The 17,860-nt window shown below is 37.0% G+C and carries 15 protein-coding genes; 4 read left to right on the top strand and 11 right to left on the bottom strand.

The window, feature by feature from the left end; translation table 11 throughout:
- The first annotated feature begins 21 nt into the window (after positions 1-21).
- The gene (locus tag N0B16_RS03465) at positions 22-720 is read left to right on the top strand and encodes an SDR family NAD(P)-dependent oxidoreductase (protein WP_262989331.1); all 699 of its coding nucleotides are present in this window, start codon (positions 22-24) and stop codon (positions 718-720) included.
- Positions 721-761: 41 nt separating this feature from the next.
- Positions 762-1,409 carry a MarR family winged helix-turn-helix transcriptional regulator gene (locus tag N0B16_RS03460; RefSeq protein WP_262989330.1) on the top strand — a complete coding sequence of 216 codons (648 nt, stop codon included), beginning with the start codon at positions 762-764 and terminating at the stop codon, positions 1,407-1,409.
- Positions 1,410-1,414: 5 nt separating this feature from the next.
- Here N0B16_RS03460 and N0B16_RS03455 read toward each other — a convergent pair whose 3' ends face one another.
- Both N0B16_RS03455 and N0B16_RS03450 read right to left on the bottom strand, forming a co-directional pair.
- The gene (locus N0B16_RS03455) at positions 1,415-1,792 is read right to left on the bottom strand and encodes a response regulator (RefSeq protein ID WP_262989329.1); all 378 of its coding nucleotides are present in this window, start codon (positions 1,790-1,792) and stop codon (positions 1,415-1,417) included.
- The gene (locus N0B16_RS03450) at positions 1,782-3,335 is read right to left on the bottom strand and encodes a PAS domain-containing sensor histidine kinase (RefSeq protein ID WP_262989328.1); all 1,554 of its coding nucleotides are present in this window, start codon (positions 3,333-3,335) and stop codon (positions 1,782-1,784) included. The genes N0B16_RS03455 and N0B16_RS03450 overlap by 11 nt, the downstream gene beginning before the upstream one ends.
- Positions 3,336-3,737: 402 nt before the next feature.
- On the opposite strand from N0B16_RS03450, the gene N0B16_RS03445 reads away from it, so the two are divergent.
- Positions 3,738-4,112, top strand: a complete 375-nt coding sequence (locus tag N0B16_RS03445; RefSeq protein ID WP_262989327.1) for a PEGA domain-containing protein — start codon at positions 3,738-3,740, stop codon at positions 4,110-4,112.
- An 89-nt stretch (positions 4,113-4,201) separates the two neighbouring features.
- Here N0B16_RS03445 and N0B16_RS03440 read toward each other — a convergent pair whose 3' ends face one another.
- Entirely contained in the window at positions 4,202-5,671 is a 1,470-nt protein-coding gene (locus tag N0B16_RS03440; protein ID WP_262989326.1) for an OmpA family protein, read from the bottom strand.
- Positions 5,672-6,109: 438 nt separating this feature from the next.
- On the opposite strand from N0B16_RS03440, the gene N0B16_RS03435 reads away from it, so the two are divergent.
- Positions 6,110-7,543: an SDR family oxidoreductase gene (locus N0B16_RS03435; protein ID WP_262989325.1), complete on the top strand. Its 1,434-nt coding sequence runs from the start codon at positions 6,110-6,112 to the stop codon at positions 7,541-7,543.
- Between the two features lie 69 nt (positions 7,544-7,612).
- Here N0B16_RS03435 and N0B16_RS03430 read toward each other — a convergent pair whose 3' ends face one another.
- The 8 genes from N0B16_RS03430 to N0B16_RS03395 form a co-directional block, all read right to left on the bottom strand.
- Positions 7,613-8,479, bottom strand: coding sequence for an FISUMP domain-containing protein (locus N0B16_RS03430; RefSeq protein WP_262989324.1), 867 nt, complete (start codon positions 8,477-8,479; stop codon positions 7,613-7,615).
- Positions 8,480-8,489: 10 nt separating this feature from the next.
- Positions 8,490-9,326 (bottom strand): phage tail-like protein, encoded by an 837-nt coding sequence (locus N0B16_RS03425; protein ID WP_262989323.1) that lies wholly within the window; start codon positions 9,324-9,326, stop codon positions 8,490-8,492.
- A 227-nt stretch (positions 9,327-9,553) separates the two neighbouring features.
- Positions 9,554-11,365 (bottom strand): RCC1 domain-containing protein, encoded by a 1,812-nt coding sequence (locus N0B16_RS03420; RefSeq protein ID WP_262989322.1) that lies wholly within the window; start codon positions 11,363-11,365, stop codon positions 9,554-9,556.
- Between the two features lie 51 nt (positions 11,366-11,416).
- On the bottom strand, positions 11,417-12,994 hold the full coding sequence (locus tag N0B16_RS03415; RefSeq protein ID WP_262989321.1) for an RCC1 domain-containing protein: 1,578 nt from the start codon (positions 12,992-12,994) through the stop codon (positions 11,417-11,419).
- A gap of 33 nt (positions 12,995-13,027) precedes the next feature.
- Positions 13,028-13,621, bottom strand: coding sequence for a phage tail-like protein (locus N0B16_RS03410; protein ID WP_262989320.1), 594 nt, complete (start codon positions 13,619-13,621; stop codon positions 13,028-13,030).
- Positions 13,622-14,246: 625 nt separating this feature from the next.
- Entirely contained in the window at positions 14,247-15,656 is a 1,410-nt protein-coding gene (locus N0B16_RS03405) for a helix-turn-helix domain-containing protein (protein WP_262989319.1), read from the bottom strand.
- 19 nt (positions 15,657-15,675) lie between these two features.
- Positions 15,676-16,029, bottom strand: coding sequence for a hypothetical protein (locus N0B16_RS03400; RefSeq protein ID WP_262989318.1), 354 nt, complete (start codon positions 16,027-16,029; stop codon positions 15,676-15,678).
- 158 nt (positions 16,030-16,187) lie between these two features.
- Positions 16,188-17,792, bottom strand: a complete 1,605-nt coding sequence (locus N0B16_RS03395) for an ice-binding family protein (RefSeq protein WP_262989317.1) — start codon at positions 17,790-17,792, stop codon at positions 16,188-16,190.
- Positions 17,793-17,860 lie beyond the last annotated feature (68 nt).

The raw sequence follows: 17,860 nt of genomic DNA, 5'->3' as shown, positions 1-17,860 counted from the left end.
CTTCCATTAAACAAAACATCTATGAAAAATATCGTTATCATCGGTTGCGGACAAGGTATTGGTTTGGCTGCAGCGAAAATATTGTCAGAGAATCATCACGTTATCGGAATTTCCAGAAGCCATCATCCTGAAACAGATATTTTGGATATCGAATTTCATAAAGCCGATATTTTAAGTAAAAATTTAGATGAAATTACTTTCCCAGATGTGATCGACGGACTGATTTATGCTCCCGGAAGCATTAATCTGAAGCCTTTCAGCAGGCTAAGTTCTGATGATTTTAAAAATGATTTTGAAATTAATGTATTGGGAGCTGTAAAATGCATTCAGAAGCTTCTTCCAAATCTGAAAAAATCGGAAAGCGCATCTGTCGTTTTGTTCAGTTCAGTAGCAGCAAAACTGGGGATGCCCTTCCACGCATCTGTATCGGCAAGTAAAAGCGCAGTGGAAGGATTAACAAAAAGTCTTGCAGCAGAACTGTCTGTTCAAAAAATAAGAGTGAATGCCATTGCCCCCTCTTTAACCGATACCCATCTTGCCAATCAATTGCTATCTACTCCGGAAAAGCGTGAAGCTTCCGGAAAAAGGCATCCTTTGCAGAGAATCGGCAGTGCAGAAGAGATGGCGGGAATGGCTGCGTTTCTTTTATCAGATGGGTCATCATGGATTACTGGACAAATTATAGGAATTGATGGAGGAATGGGAAATATAAAGCTTTGACTTATAAAAACTAAAAGTATATCTTTACCCAAAATTACACCATGCAAACTGACTTTATCATCGACCTGCTTCTGCAGGTGAAAGCTTTTGAAAATTCTGATGCTTACAAGCCCAACTGTAAAGTAGATGACTTCCGTATGTGGCTGAATGACAGAAAGTATGTAGAAGAAAGCCCGACTAAACTCTTTAAAAATGAAAATCTGGAAGTCTCGTTTACCGAAAATGAAATCTGCAAACAGATACTTTTATTAGGAAGATTTTCGAAGCTTTTGATCAGAAAAGGCCTTGGCCAATTTCCTGATCTTGCCAATGAAGAATTTACCTATCTGTATCGCCTTAAAGATGAGCCTCATCTTACAAAAATTCAATTGATTGAGAAAAACGGCCATGAAAAGCAAACCGGGACACAAATTATCAAAAGATTGCTGGAAGCTGAACTACTGGTAGAAAAGAATGATGTAGATGACAAGCGGAGCAAAAGACTGAATCTTACCCAAAAAGGGGAAAAAATGTTCCGGGAATCTGTACAGAATGTGAATATGACCTCTAAAATTCTCTCAGGTAAACTGACAGAAAAAGAGAAGAGTGACCTTCTTAGCATACTAAAAAAGCTTAATGAATTTCACGCACATTTATATACTGAATATAGAACTTCAGATATATATAAAATCAGTGATATTTTCGGATAATGCTGTTAATTTACTTTCTCCGGAAGCAATAAATTATCTATTTTTATCAGAAGCTCATCCAGATCAAAAGGTTTTGGCACAAAACCATCTGCTCCTGCAGTAATGGCAATGTGGTCTCCATCTACACTTGCCGATAAAACGATTACCGGAAGATGGCTTATTCTTTCGTTTATTCTTATTGCCTTTAAAACCTGATCACCCGACATAATGGGCATCCATAAATCCAATAGGATAAGATCAGGCGGATTATTGATAATTTCTTTAATAAGATTGGTACTGTTGATTTCTGTAATCACTGTATATCCTTCTGACTCTAATAGCATCTGAAGCACATCAAGAATACCCTGGTCATCATCACAGACCATTATTTTTTTATTCTCCATTTTTATCATCTTTCATTATAGGTAAAGTAAAACTAAAGGTCGATCCTTTATCAATTTCACTTTCTACCCAGAGTGTCCCGCTGTGACTTGCAACGATTTCATGACTTATATACAAACCGATTCCGAGACCTGGAAATTTCTGCTGTATATTTCTTGCACGGAAAAAGCGGTCAAATATTCTTGCCTGATCCTGAGAACTGATTCCCATTCCGTAATCTGTTACTGAAATTTTCACATAAGTTCCTACTCTGCTGATATAAATATCTATATTGGCAGAACCAGGAGAATATTTTATAGCATTTGATATCAAGTTTGTAACAACCTGAGAAATCTGAAGTTCATCACCTAAGACTACAGCTTGAGACTCTCCGGAAATGTTAATTCTATAATCCGGTGTTGTAATAGTTAAATTTTCTACAACATCTTTTATTACTTTATCAATATTGAAAGGCTCATTATGCAATTCTATATTTCCTGATTGTATTTTTGAGGTATCCAGAAGCTCTGTAATAAGATTATTTAGGCGGTCTACATAAACGCCGACCTTATCTAAAGTAGCCAGATATTTTTCACTCGATTGTTCGGGAGGCATTCTCTGCAGAAGCTGCACAAGACCTTTTATCGTCGTAAGCGGTGTTTTTAGCTCATGGCTTGCTATGGAAAGAAAATCATCTTTCCGGCGGTCTATTTCTCTTTTTTCAGTAATATCTTCAATGGCCAGTAAGATTCTGTCTTTAAACTGACCTTCAAACTCAATACGATAAGCGTTGAGCAGCATTATTTTTTTACCGATATGCGGAAAATCATGCTCTACCTCAAAATCTATGACGGGGTTATTGGTGGGCAATATTTTAATAAGAAGTTCTTTAAGAGCATCAATATCCCACTGATGGTTTCCTAATTCAAAAAGTAAAGTTCCCACCGTTTCTTCGGAAGTCACTTTAAAAGAATTGAGAAAATGACTGTTTGCACTTAGAACCGTAAAATTGGCATCAAGTACAAGTAAACTTTCACGTACGGTTTGTATGATACTTGACAGAAAAATCTGATTTTCGCGCAATTCTTTGGTGCGCTCCATAATTTTTTTTTCTACTGATGCTTTTTCTTCTCGTAATTCGTGTTCGGCTTTTTTCCGGGCAGTAATATCATTTTGTACTCCTATAAAAAGCGTAATATTTCCGTCACTGTCTTTTACGGGTGAAATATAAAGCTCATTCCAGAAAAGATCCCCGTTTTTTTTGTAGTTTCTTATTTCTACTCTGCACTCCTTACCATTTTTGATGCCTTCCTTCAGCAATTCTCTTTCTGGCTGATTTCTGTCGTGCAGCTGTAAAAAACGACAGTTATGACCTATAATCTGATCATGACGGTAACCGGTGATGGTTTCAAATGCTTTATTACAATATATGATAGGATTATCACGTTGAGTATTATCTGTAATGATAATACCTGATCTTGCCGAATTAAGCGCTTGAAGATAAATATCTACATTATGGCCGAGCCGATTATTTATCTCTTCATTAGGATTTTGTGATGTTTTCAATTATACGTTTTTTATTGTCATAATTCTACATAATCCGAAATAATGACGTTTTATAAATCTAGTATTTCAGACAATTTGTGTAACCAAATATTATGCCCATCATTAGAATCAGCGGGTGATTTTAATTTTATATGAATTATTCCTAATTAATTCAATCAGAATAAATAATTTATTATGCATGCAAATTTATTAATCCTTATCAAATATTCATACAAAAAATACATTTTTTATGGAAATAATATCCCAATAGCTGCCAATAATGGAGTAAACCTAAATTATTCTTAAATCAGATAATTTTAAATTTTTCATTTTATAGTGAATAAAATTTTCACTGTAGGATTTTTTTTGGTAAGTTCGCCTCAGAGGAATAATGATTATCTCTATAATTACTAATTTAAACGTATGAAAAAAAAATTATCAATTGCATTATTAAGTGTGACCCTTTCCTTCACTTCTTGTGCAACGATTTTTACAGGAACGAAGGACTCCATTTCTTTTAATTCTCAGCCTGAAGGTGCAAAAGTAATGCATAAAGGTATAGAAAAATGCACGACTCCCTGTACTGCAGACATTCAAAGATCCTTAAGCAAGCAGATGATCACTTTTGAGAAAGAAGGTTATAAAAGTGAAGAAGTGAAACTGGTAAAAAACTTTAATGCTGTTTCTTTACTTAATATTCTTCTTGGAGGGGTAATCGGAATAGGAATTGATGCCGCAACAGGATCTTTAACAAAATATTCTCCAAAGTCTTATACCGTAGAATTAGAAGCTAAGTAAAGTATAAATTTCTAAAAATTTATTTCAAAAAAAAAAGGAAAACTATAATAGTTTTCCTTTTTTTTAATGATTCAATAATCAGTTAAGAATTATTTTGCTTCAAAGAATACTCTTCTGTTGGCTCTGTTTTTCCATTCAGGACATTTTGTAGCCGGCTCACATTCAGGATATTTAAGGTCTTTCTCACCTCTTCCTTCTGCTGAAAGTTTTGAAGAATCTACTCCGTTCTTAATTAAATAATTTTTTACCGAACTTGCTCTTTTTTCAGATAACTTTTGGTTATACTCATCTGTGGCTCTCGTATCGGTAGCTCCAATTACTTTATAAGATCCGTTAGAAGAATTGATGTAATTTACCGCATTGTTCAGAATAGGTGTGTTTGAAGGTAAAATCCTGTCAGAATTCAGATCAAATTCAATTCCGTCCAATTGAGTATCGGTAGAAGTTACAGTACCAGAAGAAGTTACTGCAGCTGTCGTTGTAGGGCATCCGTTGTTTTCTACAGGTCCCGGAACCGTTACACATTTGTCGTAAAGATCGATAACACCGTCTAAATCTACATCCAGAGCAACTCCTGCTCCGTCAACTCTCGCTCCTGCAGGAGTATCAAGTTGTCTGTCCCAATCGTCACAAACTCCGTCATTATCTGCATCACCACTTTTACATACAGTGATATCTTCATTTTTAGATGCCAAAACATCCATTTTGTAATAGATTTCCTGCAATGGGTCATGCCACATCAGGTGAGATTCGTGTTTTCCTAGTTTTAATGATAATCCTAGAGTAGCGTTGAAGAAGTTGTCAGAAACCTGGTCTTCTCTCTTGTTGATATCGCTGTATTGAGCTCCGCCACCATCAAACTGATCGTCAGTAGTTACAATATACATTACTCTACCTTCGATATCTAATCTTCTGTTGATTTTATATTTCAAACCTGCTCCTGCCTGTCCAAAAAATGAATTTAATTTAAATGGTTTGATTTCAGTCATGAGCCGTTGTCCAAATTCATCCTTCTGATAAGCTTTGTAAGCAATCGTACCAATCCCTGCATATCCGTGTAATGCCCATCTGAAAGGAGATTTATTGTCTACTCTTCTCAATAAGTTTGAGAAATTGATGTCCCCTAAAATGGAAATCGCATCGTATTGCGTTCTGGCTCCTACCTGCTGATTTACAGAAGCATTAGTAGGTGCAGAATCTTTGGTATTAAACCATCCCTGTCTTGTTTCCCCTCTGTCATACTGAAGATTGATTCCGAAAGCATGGGTAATCGCTTTATCAATACTTACATAAGCAGAGTATCCTACTAGATCCTTACCATTTCCATTTCCATTTTTAATAGACGTTAAATCTGCGGACTGTACCAAAGGGACACCGGCTCCGAATGAAACCGCCCAGTCGTTGAATCTTTTAGATTGTTGTGTAAATGGCGATACATTGGCAGATCCTGATGAAAATGTATTTGGATATTCTCCACTTGTTACCTTAAGGCTGTCTTGTGCCATTAACGAAGCCGGTACGGATAGCGCTAATGATAAAATTGCTAAACTTAGTTTCATACTTTTTATTTATTAATAGTTATAATTATTGATTTGTAATATGCTTTGTTTTTTATGATGAATTTAAAACAAAGAATATCGAAATGCTCTTAACAAAACATTCCTGTAGATGCAGTCTTACTAACAAGTAACGTACCAAAAATTAAATTATAAGTAAAAATAATATAATATTTTTAAAAATTATATTATATAAATGATTTATAACGCTGATAAATAGAGAATAAATAAAATATGGTAGTATTGAAAATTAAGTATTCTAGATTAGCGAAAAGTAAAATTGTAAATGATCTATATTAAAAATGATTAATTATGAAATGGGTATCGATGATGATATGGTATCAGTTTTGTAACTACAATATCAAGATTTTGTTTAGTCATAATAGTATTAAATTTTATCAGGGTAAACATATTCTCCCCAAATTCTAATCCACAACATTTATGAAAATATTTTTAACCGGTGCGACAGGTTATATCGGCAAAAGGCTTTTGATTCAACTTCTCAGTGAAGGTTATGAAGTTATATGTTCTGTGAGGGATAAGAAAAGGTTTAATACTACTTTATACCGGAATTATGAAAACAAGCTCAGCGTCATAGAACACGATTATAGTGATTCTGCGACGCTTACCCCTGTTGATAAGGACATCAATATCGCTTTTTATTTGATTCATTCAATGTCTTCCAATGCGGATTTCAGTAAAGCTGAAAAAATATCTGCCGATAATTTTGCCCGTACTATCGAGAAAACACACTGCAAACAGGTTATCTATCTCACTGGTATTGTTAACGAAGATCAACTTTCAAAACACCTTCAATCCAGAAAAGATGTAGAGGAAGAATTGAAATCTGACCTTTATTCTCTCACAGTCTTGCGTGCCGGAATTATTATTGGTTCCGGTTCCGCCTCATTTGAAATCATTCGGGATCTTGTGGAAAAGCTTCCGGTAATGGTGGCTCCAAAATGGCTTAAAACACTTTGCCAGCCAATCGCCATCAGAAATGTAATCGAACTTCTGATGGGTGTGATGGGAAAAGCTTTTACATATGATAAACATTTTGATATTGCTGGTCCCGATGTGCTTACTTATAAGGAAATGCTGCTAATTTTTGCTGAAGAAAGAAAATTAAAAAGAACAATATTCTCGGTTCCTTTTTTAAGCCCGAAACTTTCTTCGTACTGGCTGTATTTTATCACTTCAACGTCCTATGTTTTGGCCAAAAACCTAGTTGACAGCATGAAAATTAATGTCGTGGCAGAAGATAGCCATCTCGCAGAAAAACTTAATGTGCACTTGCTAAATTACAGGGAGAGCCTTAAACTGAGTTTTGATAAAATAGAGCAAAATGACGTACTTTCAACATGGTATGACTCTTTTGGTAATTATAGATATACCAAAAATGTATGGAATTTTTTGGAAGTTCCCACAATGGGAGTCTTTAAAGATAAAAAAGTACGTGACATTAAAGATGAGAAAAAAACACTGGATAAAATATTCGGAATTGGCGGAAAAAATGGGTGGTATTATGCCAATTATTTGTGGATCCTCAGAGGAAGCATCGATAAACTTTTTGGTGGTGTGGGATTAAAAAGGGGCCGTAAAAATTCACAATCGCTGAACGCAGGAGACAGTGTTGATTTCTGGAGGGTTCTGTATGCAAGCAGAGAAGATAAAAGACTGCTTCTTTTTGCTGAAATGAAGGTTCCCGGAGAAGCGTGGCTCGATTTTAAAATTGAAAACGGAAAGCTTATCCAGGAAGCTACTTTCAGACCCGTAGGGATTTTAGGAAGACTCTACTGGTATTCCGTTCTCCCTTTTCACGGCTATATATTTAACGGAATGATCAAAAAACTGGTTGATGATCGTGAGTTTTAGAAGAATTTATGACTATATATATTATTAGTATTTTACTTTAGATTACTTTATTCATCTTTAATGTAATAATTAATCTTTTATACAACGTACTTGTTGACCACCACTATTGAAAGCACCACCAACACCTCTTTCAACCCCGGTAGATCCAGTTTGAAGAAATCTTGTAACAATTGCACCTGTTATATTTGTAGATGTTTTAATAGAGGAAGAACTCCCTCTACCATTATAAGTGCCATTATTCGCTCTCTGCCCGGATAAAATATAACTGAATCCTGAGCTGTTTGTACTTGGAGAGCCTCCCATGGTGTACCCCACTTCTGCAAGTTTTAACCCAACAGTCCCTGTAGTTCTAGGTGCTGCTATCTGTTGCTCTGCAACACTCATTCCCAATGTATTTTCAAGATACATTAATTCACAATCACTCGGGACATGCCACCCTGAAGGGCAAACCCCCTGTGCGCGCTCTGTTGTAGAACCATTCATAGCAGCACTCCACTGGTACAGCCTGCCTTCATTGGCCGCAGGTTCACTTGCAGCATTATTGTAATATCCGCTCCAACCAGTGTCCGTATTTGCAACATAAGCTCCCAGATTGCTGTTTACGACATCCATATTGTATCTTGCCCAACACTGGCCGCCTATTTCTACCAAAGCACGGGTATTCGTAGTTGCCCCAAAACCAACACCAAGCGTGGAACTTGTCGCATTACTCCAGTCATATTCAATACCTGAAGACGTAGAAGGATCATCATTAAGCGTAGCTCCTAAAACGGATGAGCACTTTGTAAATGAAATAGTACTGCAGAGACAAGTAGCATTAGCAGGAATATCCACTACACAACCCTCCAGCGCTTCAAGAACAACATTCTGCTGGGCGTTTAGGGTTGCATTCCCAATTCCAAACATTAAAAACAAGAAACAGGTAAAATTTTTCATACATTATTTATTAAATTCCGTCCCCGGTAATAGTTGCCGTAGTCGTATCTTTTTTAATTACTCCTACCGCCGAATATAATGTACGGGTTTTCAACCCTCTTGCGGTCTGAAGAGTTACTCCACTACCTGCTAAAGTTACCTGCCCAGCTCCTAACTGAATAACCACACAATGGAAACCTGCGGGTAAAGTACTCGGGATGGTAACCGTAACAGCCGAACCAGAATTCACATATACAAATCCACCTTCATCAGAAGCCAAAAGCGTATATGCAGCAGTAGCGGTCGTAACCGGAGTATTGATTTTTGCATAGGTCACCGCATTGTCGGCAATATCTGCAGTGGCAATGGTAGCGTCTAATATTTCTGCGGTAGTCACTGCATTGGCTGCAATCTGCGGAGAAGCGGCTGTACCTGTAAGATCACCGGCAAGCCTTACAATACCATTTGCAGCCGTAGTTGCATCCGCAACCGAAATGACCGGGGTTGTTGTTCCTGTAGTGACAGAAATCGGGGCAGTGCCTGTAACACTGGTTACTGTACCTGCTCCTGTGCCGGTTTTATTCCACTGGGCATTATACCAGATATATTCTCCTGTAGAAAAAGGAGCCGTGGCAGAAGTGTTATAAACAACCATGCCATCCTGTGCACCATCTGTTCCCGGAAGCCCGAAAACGGATATACTCCCTCCTGTTAAGGTGCTGAGATTCACCCTGGGAATCAGCAGACCCTTATTGGTCGCGGTAAGATCTAATAAAGATGTGTTTTTGGGACTGGTTGTCCCAATTCCCACCTGCGCCTGGATTAAACTTCCAGAGATGAGGGCTATCGTTAATAAAATATTTTTCATACAATTTGAGTTTATCATGTTATGATTAAAATAACTTAGTAAAAGTATTGTTTATTAAAAGCCGTTACAATTATTTCAGCGCAAACAAATGATATTTACAGTATTTATCATAAGAAACTTTGTATTATCATATATAGATGTTTAAATAATCAATTGATTCAAATTTTTATAGATGCGAAGCGAACATCATTTAGTAGTATTACTTTATATATACTTCTACTACCTGCTTACCTTACCAAGCAATAATTACTCAATAAAATTGGAGTATTGATGATTGCTCCATTGGTTGCAGGTGCTAAACTATTGGTTTGGTTCAGTCCCCAACCATATAACTTGCCATCAGATGCTAAAGCCAATACGCCATACGCACCCGCTTTGATGGCTACAATATTGCTTAATACCCCGGTTCCGCCAACGCCTTTTACCTGCACAGGTGCATTTCTTTGAGAGGTAGAACCATCGCCATTTTGTCCATTATCCCCATTTCCCCATGTATATACTGTTCCGTCACTTCTCAAGGCTACAAAACCAATCTGATAATTGTCTATCTGGACAATATTTGTAAGAAATCCTACACCTCCTACTCCTTTCACCTGTACAGGAGTTGTCTGATTCACATTGGCTGCTGTATTTTGCCCTAAGCCTCCTGAATTATCATTACCCCATGCCCAAACGGTGCCATCATTTTTCACCGCAACGGTAACAAATGTGTGGGAAGTGATATCTTTTACATTGGTTAAAAAACCAACCCCACCAACTCCAACTACCTGTATTGGTGTATTGCTATTGGTAGTGGTTCCGTTCCCTAAAGCCGCATATACATTACTTCCCCAGCAATACGCAGTACCGTCATTTTTCACTCCACAGGTGTGGGTTGCATTAACATTGCGGTTTTCCGCCACTGTAGATACATCTATTATACCGGTTAAAAAACCGGTACCACCCACCCCAACGGTCTGTACTGGAGCAAAACGGGTAGTTACCGTACCGTCACCAAGCTGACCTGCGTTGTTATACCCCCATCCGAATACCGCACCATCACTTCCACGAATAGCAAAATTACTGTTGGCTCCGGATTCTATCTTAAACATTCCTGTTAAAAATCCTGTGCCACCTGCACCTAAGACCTTAATAGGCGGATAAGAAGTTGCAGGTGTATTGGCTGCGTTCTGTCCCAGCATCCCGAAATTATTATTGGTACCGGATGCCCAAACCTGACCATCCTGCCCTAGATATAAACTGGTACGCCCTCCCTGGTCTACAGCGATCGCATCATACGTGGGAGTAAATACACTGGTTTTAAAAGTACTGTATTGAGGAGTCCCGTTATTATCAACAAACTGAAGCATATTGCCTGAAAAATCAGCAGCTCCTAACTGGCCTTCATTATTTCTTCCTTGTGTAGACACTTCTCCTGTGCTGCATATTGCATGACTGGTAGAAAAAGCATTCTGATCATTTCCAATAGTAAAATTATCCGCAACATCATCCCCATATACTAAAGCGCCACATTCCGGAACTGAAAATACCACAGGCATATTTGTAGTACCTGTATAGGTTCCTGAAAGGGTATAAATGACAGTTCCTGTGCCTGTATAGCTTCCAGCAGCACGAGTAAGCGTAAGACCGCTTAAGGTTTGTGAAGTTGCCCCATATGCTGTCCCGTCTCCACTGTAATAGGGTACAGTATAACTTCCTGTGTAGGTTTGACCGTTTTGAAGGTAACCGGCAGGACTTTGAATTCTTACTGCATTTGCGCAGTCTCCGGAAAATGTATCATCTATATTTAGGGAAAGAGCAGAAGAGTTAAGACATCCTGACCATGCACTATTCTGGTATCCTTTTATACAATTTACAGAAAGATCAAAGATAAGCATCCCGTTAACAGGGGTTGCAATTGCAGCGGTACTAGCAACCCGGGGAATCACTAATGCTTTATTGGTGCTCTCCAGCTCCAGCATTGCACTAGGCTGGGTTACATTTGCATTATCTCCAATCTTTACCTGTGCCGTTGAAATGCCCCCAGAAAGGAAGGTCATAAACAGCATTATATATATCTTGTTTTTTTTCATTTTATTTGTTGTTATTAATTAATTTTGGTTACAGAAGTTGGTCAATTGTGTAGGATACTGATAATTAGTAGCCGTATTCGGGGCAAAAGTATTAGTACTTGCATCTCCCCAACCATATATGACCCCATTATTATCTACTGCGCCTGCATTTGCATCAATCCCTCCATAAATATGTTTTATATTTGTTAGAAACCCTACTCCACCAACACCACGTACTTGAGTAGGGGCAAGATAATCAGTAAAATTTGAGCCTAAGGCAAGAGAATTATTATAATTTCCTCCCCATGCCCAAACAGTACCATCACTTTTAAGTGCGATAAACCCTTGCGTTACCCCCACTAATTCTATTATATTTGTTAAAAAACCAACACCGGCAGGACCTTTTAACTGTATAGGGCTTGTAACCTGTGTTATCGTAAGGCTGTTTTGTCCCAATTCACCATCAGAATTATCTCCCCATGCCCATACCGTACCATCTTTTTTCAGTGCAGCTGAAGTAGCTCTGGAATTATCAAAACTTACGGCTACTTTTTCAACGTTAGAAAGCCTTCCACTGCCGTTAGGGCTTACCACAAATGAGGGTATTGCATTTACATCGTCATCTATCAGGCTATTTCCTAAATTTCCCCAACGGTTATTTCCCCAACATAGTGCATATCCGTTATACGTTACTGCACAGGTATGAAACCTTTCATCACCAACTATGCCGACAAGATTACCCGTACCAAATCCCCCACTTGAAACAACATTCCTAATATTGGTAAGATTGCTTATTCCGTCAATTCCTTTTACCTGGGTAGGAGCATATCGATCCACGGTAGTGCCATCTCCTAATGTACCGGCAACCAGAGAATTATATCCCCAACTCCATACCGATCCATCATTTTTTATAGCAAAAAAATTGTCAATTCCTGCTTTTATGGTTACTATATCCGTTAGAAAACCCACTCCACCTGGTCCTTTAACCTGCAATGGAACATTACTTTGACTCGGGGTATTACTGGTGTTTTGTCCTAAAAGCCCTCGTGTATTATTAGACCCGGTGACCCATACCGTACCGTCAGATTTTAAAATGGCTGTTGATTTGGAGGTCGTCGCTACACCTACAGCCGGTGATGAGGCTGAGAACCCAACCATTGTTGCCGGTACTGTAGCCCCACTTGCCGTATCTGTGGTGCTACCGTTTCCAAGTTCACCATTCAAACCTCTTCCCTGAGATTGCACCGTCCCTGTCGGGCAAACCACATGCATATGTGCGAAATCGTACTGTGATGAAAACAATGCAACCTTGTCATTATTAGCAAAAGCGAGGTTATTTCCGCCATTGCCACCATTGCCCAGTAAACATCCTGACCATGCATTTCCTGAATACACCTTAAAGCATTGAGAAGATATGTCGTAGATCATCATACCATTTATAGGCGTGACTATGGAAGCTGTAGTAGGAACTCTGGTAATCAATAAACTTTTATTCGTGCTTTCAAGCTCCAGTAGCGAGCTTGTACCTACAGTTGTAGGATTATCCCCCATTTTCACCTGGGCATGCGACGCAAATCCCATGCATATCATCATCGCAAGCGTATATATTTTTTTCATTCTATCTGTTTTTATTTGATACTGTTATAAGAACTACGGATTTACTGTGCGGGCAAAAGAACAGCTTGGAGTTGTGCTGAGACCATAGGTATTTATACCGCTTATCGTAGGTGTACCGGAAGCTGTTAATGTAATGGTCTGACTGCCTGTACCCGGAAACGTTCCTGTGGCGGAGAAAGAAACACCATTAATAATTGCCTGTACAGAATAGCTGCCTACAGAAGTCACATTTGCCGTTACGGTATGAGTAACACCCGATACAGGAACACCCACCTGCATTGTGCCGGTATCTGTTCCGGAGCAATTCCAGGAAGAAACTGCCGCAGAGCCTCCTGAGCTTGCATCTGCAGCGAAGTTACACCCACTCCATGATGCGCCTTGGTACGCCCTAAAGCAGCTGCCTGAATTATCATAAATAATCATTCCGCTAACAGGTGTGGTAATGGAGGCTGTATTGGCTATTCTGGTTACAAGTAATGCTTTGTCTGAACTCTCTATCTCAAGAAGTGTACTAGGCTGTATTGTTGCTATGGTAAGAGGATTATCCCCTATCTTCACCTGAGCATGTATAGAGGCCGTAAAATAAAAAGCCAGCGGCATTAATATTTTAGTTAATTTTTTTTTCATTGTATTTGTATATGTGTTTTTATTAAACTCTTAGTTATTATATCAGCTACAGCCAATCACTAAAATATAATTTATGATATGTGATTAACACATTTCATTTTCTTAAATAACACTGTAAAACAACCTTTAGACATAAGATACATAATGATACAGGCTTAAAACTAAGCCTGTATCCTGTATCATTGCATACTTTAAAAATTAAGCTGTATAGTTTTGGGAACTATTAGATCAGGATTACTTATATCCAGAAAAATGGGTTCAGCAAAATTCTTTCTCATCATTCTTGTTTTCTTTTTGTGTCTTTAGAATCTCTAACAAAAATATTACTATTACCTGTACAAACAATTTAATAAGAATAATCGTACATGATAAATACCAAAATTATCACATAAAAAAAGAAAATTAGTTTTAATAACCATTCATAATAAACCTATATCAGTGGGTTTTTACAATAATTAGTAAGGCGTAGCTTCAATTACAAATTGTTCCTACGAATACTTAAATTATCATAAATTTAAGTCAAAATAAAAATTATCATAGAACGATTTTATTTTTTTAGCATGAAATTTTACTGAATGCATTAACATATTGATTGTAAATACTACCAAATGTAATTTGATAAAAATTATTTTTTTTGAGATTCTTTCAATAAGTTTATAAATTTTGAAGGCACAATACCAATCTGTTTTGTAAATATTCTGGTAAAAACTTCATACGATGAAAACCCGCATTCTTTTGCCAGATATGCAATCTTATAATTCAGATATTCTGGGTTAGTAGAAAGCTTAAGAATAATATAATTAATTCTCAACTCATTAACGTAGGCATTGAAAGTAGTCCCTTTTTTGGTTCTGATTACATTAGACACATATGAAGCATTTGTATTTAAATTGCTGGCAAGAGAATTTAACGAAATGGATGGCGATAAAAACAGCTCATTTTTTTCAAAATCATCCAGTCCTTGTAAAATTCTTTTTTCAGCCTCATCACTTATTTTAAGTTTAGGCAAATCTGCAGAATTTTCTTGAATGGAATCTTTAATTTCTACATCAGAATGCGGTGAAGTTATATTTTCCTCTTCTGATCTGATTTCTGATATTATATTTTCGAAGAGTTTTCTTTCTTTTCTTATTTTTTTAAAATTAAAGTATATCAATCCTATAGAAATGAAAAGTAAAAAGCATATAGTATACAATAAATAATTGTTGCGCTTTTTTTCAGTTTTCAATTCGAAGTTTAAGGGCTTTACCATATCTACATCGCAAAGCTTTGCGATAAACTCAGCTTTTGACTGATAATTATATTTTTGCGCCATCTCCATATAATGATGAGCATATTTATTATACTTTTCTCTTTCTCCGAGAATTTCTGCATCGTATGCTGCAATTTTGTACAACTCAAGTTCAAAATTTGCAAAGCTGTAAACCAGCGTTTTATTCTGTAATGCTTTTTCACAGTATTTTAATGATGTCTTATAATCTTTCTTCCTTTCGTAGCATACTGCTAAATAAAACAAAGCTTTAAATTCGTCAGTTTTAGAACCACTGATATATTTTTTGTGAAATTCATCTATTTTTGCAATCGCGTCATCATATTTGTTTTTCAGTATAAGATATCCTACTTGTTGTGACCAGATTCCCGACGGCAATCTGAAGCCTTGCTCTTCGTACTTTTTAAGAAGATTGATATAATATAAGGATGAATCAAGTTTTTTCTGATAACTGTAGCAATTGATAACATCTACATAATGACTTATTTTAACTTCATTAAGATTTTTAATTTTTTCTTTGCTAAGATTTTTATTATGTAAAATATAGTAATCGATCTGTTCAGATATCTTCAAATTGTCTCTGATTACTTTTTTAAAATCTCCAACAATAATATAGATAAGATTATGTTGTTTTGTATTTATAAAATAGTCATAATTCAGTTTGGTATTCTGAGATGAAATCCTGTTCATTTCCTTATAATAACAAAAAGCTGTATTGCTCTGGTTTTTGAGTGCATACAGACAGGAAATATAATTAAGACTCATGATCTGTATTGAGGTATACTTACTTTTTTTGTGCAAATTTCACTGCATTGATATAGAAAGAGACGCCTTTATCAAAATCATATTTAGAATAATAATTTCCTAACATATAATGACCCTCGGCTTTTAAAGAATCTGAAGGCCGTTTGATAAGAGCTTCGCCATATACCAATATATTATCATAATTATAAGAACCTGCGATTTGTGCTTTTTCGAGAAGCTCTTTTCCTGAATAACTGTCTAAAGAATCAGTTTGGTGTGCAAAAGTAAATGATGAATACAGTAAGAAAACCAAGCATATATTCCGCAAGGAATAGCTTAAGATGATTGTTGTTTTGAGGAAATCAAACAAACGAATCAGGAAACATCTGATCATAATTTTTTTTCATTTGGGTTTTTGCAAATATCTGAATTTTTATTACTTATTATGCCTTTTTTGTATACTATTTTAAAATTTAACATATTATCTATAGATAATACAACAAAAAATCCTGCTATGGAGCAGGATTTAAAATTATAGGGAAGTTGAAATTCTTATGGTTTCGAAATCAGTTTACCTCCTTGTTTTTGGCCGTTTTTACTTTTCAGCTGATAAAAGTAAATACCGGCAGGAAGATTCATCTGCATTGTATTTATTTTATCCGACAGGTTCGTTTTCAAAACTTGTGTTCCTGAGGCGTTAAAAATAACTAATTCCGATCCTACAGTCTTCTCATCTAAAGCTACATGTAAAACAGATGAAAACGGATTAGGATAAAACTGAACTGTATTTTTAACTGCATTTACCGAATTTACCGCTAACGTTGCAGAACATCCTTCAGTCATTTGTGCATTAATGCTTGAAGTTGCTACAGCACCACTTGTGCTAAGAACTCGGCCTTCAATAACAACACCGGTATTAAGATTAACTGCGCCGTTATTTCCGACTACAGTACCTTTAAAGCTTGAATAATCATTTAGATTAACAGCTCCGTCTATTTTCCAGAATACATTTTTTGCCTGTGCACCATTTTGTAAAACTACAGAAGCATAGGTACTGGTAGATAAAGCTCCGTTGATTTTAATCACAAATACAGCATTTGGATTATTCTGTGCATTTAAAATTACTGCCCCGTTAAGAACTGTCGCGGCATTCAGCTGGTACGTGTGTGGAGTAAGAACCAGATTCTGACCGAATGCAGCAGGATAAAGCAATTCGATATCGGTAGGTAAAGTATTAAGATATGTGTACACATTATTTAAATCCAAAGCACACAACGCAGTAGAGCTATCCGGACTTGAATGGATAGTACCTGTTACATTATTTGCATTAAAACCAGTAGTAAGTCCTACATTAGAACCAATATCACCGGTTACTAAAGAAACACCTGAGTTGGTAACCGTACCGTTTCCTGTAAATATTGTATAACATGCAACAGAATTTAATACTGGTTTAGCCGGTCCGGTTAAAACTACTGAGCCACATCCGATTGGTTTAGTTACCGTTACACCAGAAACAGTTACCGCTCCTGTCGTTGATAAAGCACGGCCTTCAAGTGATGCCCCGCTGTTAAAAACAATCGCAGCATTATTGGCAACTATAGTTCCTTTCATTGCCGTATTTGTTGCCAGATTTACAAGACCTTCTACTTTCCAAAACACATTACATGCTAAAGCGCCGTTGGTAAGTATAACCTGCGACCCTGCTGCGGAAGATAAAGCACCCTGTATTTTAAAGATAAAAACCGAGTTTGCATTTCCACCACCGTCGAGGATCAGATTATTGTTTAAAGTTGCGCTTTGACCGATGGAATAGGTTCCAGCCGGTAAAGTTTGTCCGTTCCCTAACAGCGGTGCCGGAAAATAATTAGGAATTGCTGCATTAAGCTGATTGTATGCAATCGTTAAGGAAGCTGCGGCAGCAGCGGCGGAACCATCTGCGTCATGCATAACACCATCAACATTTCCGAAATTGGTGCTCGAACCGTTATTGGTACCTACATCACCGGTAAGGTGTGATAATCCTGTGTTACTTACCGCTCCATTAGATGAAAATAGAGCAAAGTTAGCTGCAGCACCCAATACAGGAGCCTGAGCCATTATTGCTGAATTAAAGAAGATCAAGGCAAATAACGCTGTGAATTGTAAAATTTTTGTCATTATATTAGTTTAAGTTGAAAAATAGTTATTTCAACTATATCAATCAATGCTAAAACTATACCAATAAT

This window comes from Chryseobacterium gilvum (assembly GCF_025628965.1).
GTDB lineage: Bacteria > Bacteroidota > Bacteroidia > Flavobacteriales > Weeksellaceae > Chryseobacterium > Chryseobacterium gilvum.
The sequence above is the reverse complement of the archived record's forward strand: the minus strand, read 5'-3'. Positions and strand labels throughout refer to the sequence as shown.

Coding starts and splice junctions, on each gene's coding strand:
- N0B16_RS03465 (WP_262989331.1), top strand. CDS start 22: ATGAAAAATATCGTTATCATCGGTTGCGGACAAGGTATTGGTTTGGCT.
- N0B16_RS03460 (WP_262989330.1), top strand. CDS start 762: ATGCAAACTGACTTTATCATCGACCTGCTTCTGCAGGTGAAAGCTTTT.
- N0B16_RS03455 (WP_262989329.1), bottom strand. CDS start 1,792: ATGGAGAATAAAAAAATAATGGTCTGTGATGATGACCAGGGTATTCTT.
- N0B16_RS03445 (WP_262989327.1), top strand. CDS start 3,738: ATGAAAAAAAAATTATCAATTGCATTATTAAGTGTGACCCTTTCCTTC.
- N0B16_RS03440 (WP_262989326.1), bottom strand. CDS start 5,671: ATGAAACTAAGTTTAGCAATTTTATCATTAGCGCTATCCGTACCGGCT.
- N0B16_RS03435 (WP_262989325.1), top strand. CDS start 6,110: ATGAAAATATTTTTAACCGGTGCGACAGGTTATATCGGCAAAAGGCTT.
- N0B16_RS03430 (WP_262989324.1), bottom strand. CDS start 8,479: ATGAAAAATTTTACCTGTTTCTTGTTTTTAATGTTTGGAATTGGGAAT.
- N0B16_RS03425 (WP_262989323.1), bottom strand. CDS start 9,326: ATGAAAAATATTTTATTAACGATAGCCCTCATCTCTGGAAGTTTAATC.
- N0B16_RS03420 (WP_262989322.1), bottom strand. CDS start 11,365: ATGACCTTCCTTTCTGGGGGCATTTCAACGGCACAGGTAAAGATTGGA.
- N0B16_RS03415 (WP_262989321.1), bottom strand. CDS start 12,994: ATGAAAAAAATATATACGCTTGCGATGATGATATGCATGGGATTTGCG.
- N0B16_RS03410 (WP_262989320.1), bottom strand. CDS start 13,621: ATGAAAAAAAAATTAACTAAAATATTAATGCCGCTGGCTTTTTATTTT.
- N0B16_RS03405 (WP_262989319.1), bottom strand. CDS start 15,656: ATGAGTCTTAATTATATTTCCTGTCTGTATGCACTCAAAAACCAGAGC.
- N0B16_RS03400 (WP_262989318.1), bottom strand. CDS start 16,029: ATGATCAGATGTTTCCTGATTCGTTTGTTTGATTTCCTCAAAACAACA.
- N0B16_RS03395 (WP_262989317.1), bottom strand. CDS start 17,792: ATGACAAAAATTTTACAATTCACAGCGTTATTTGCCTTGATCTTCTTT.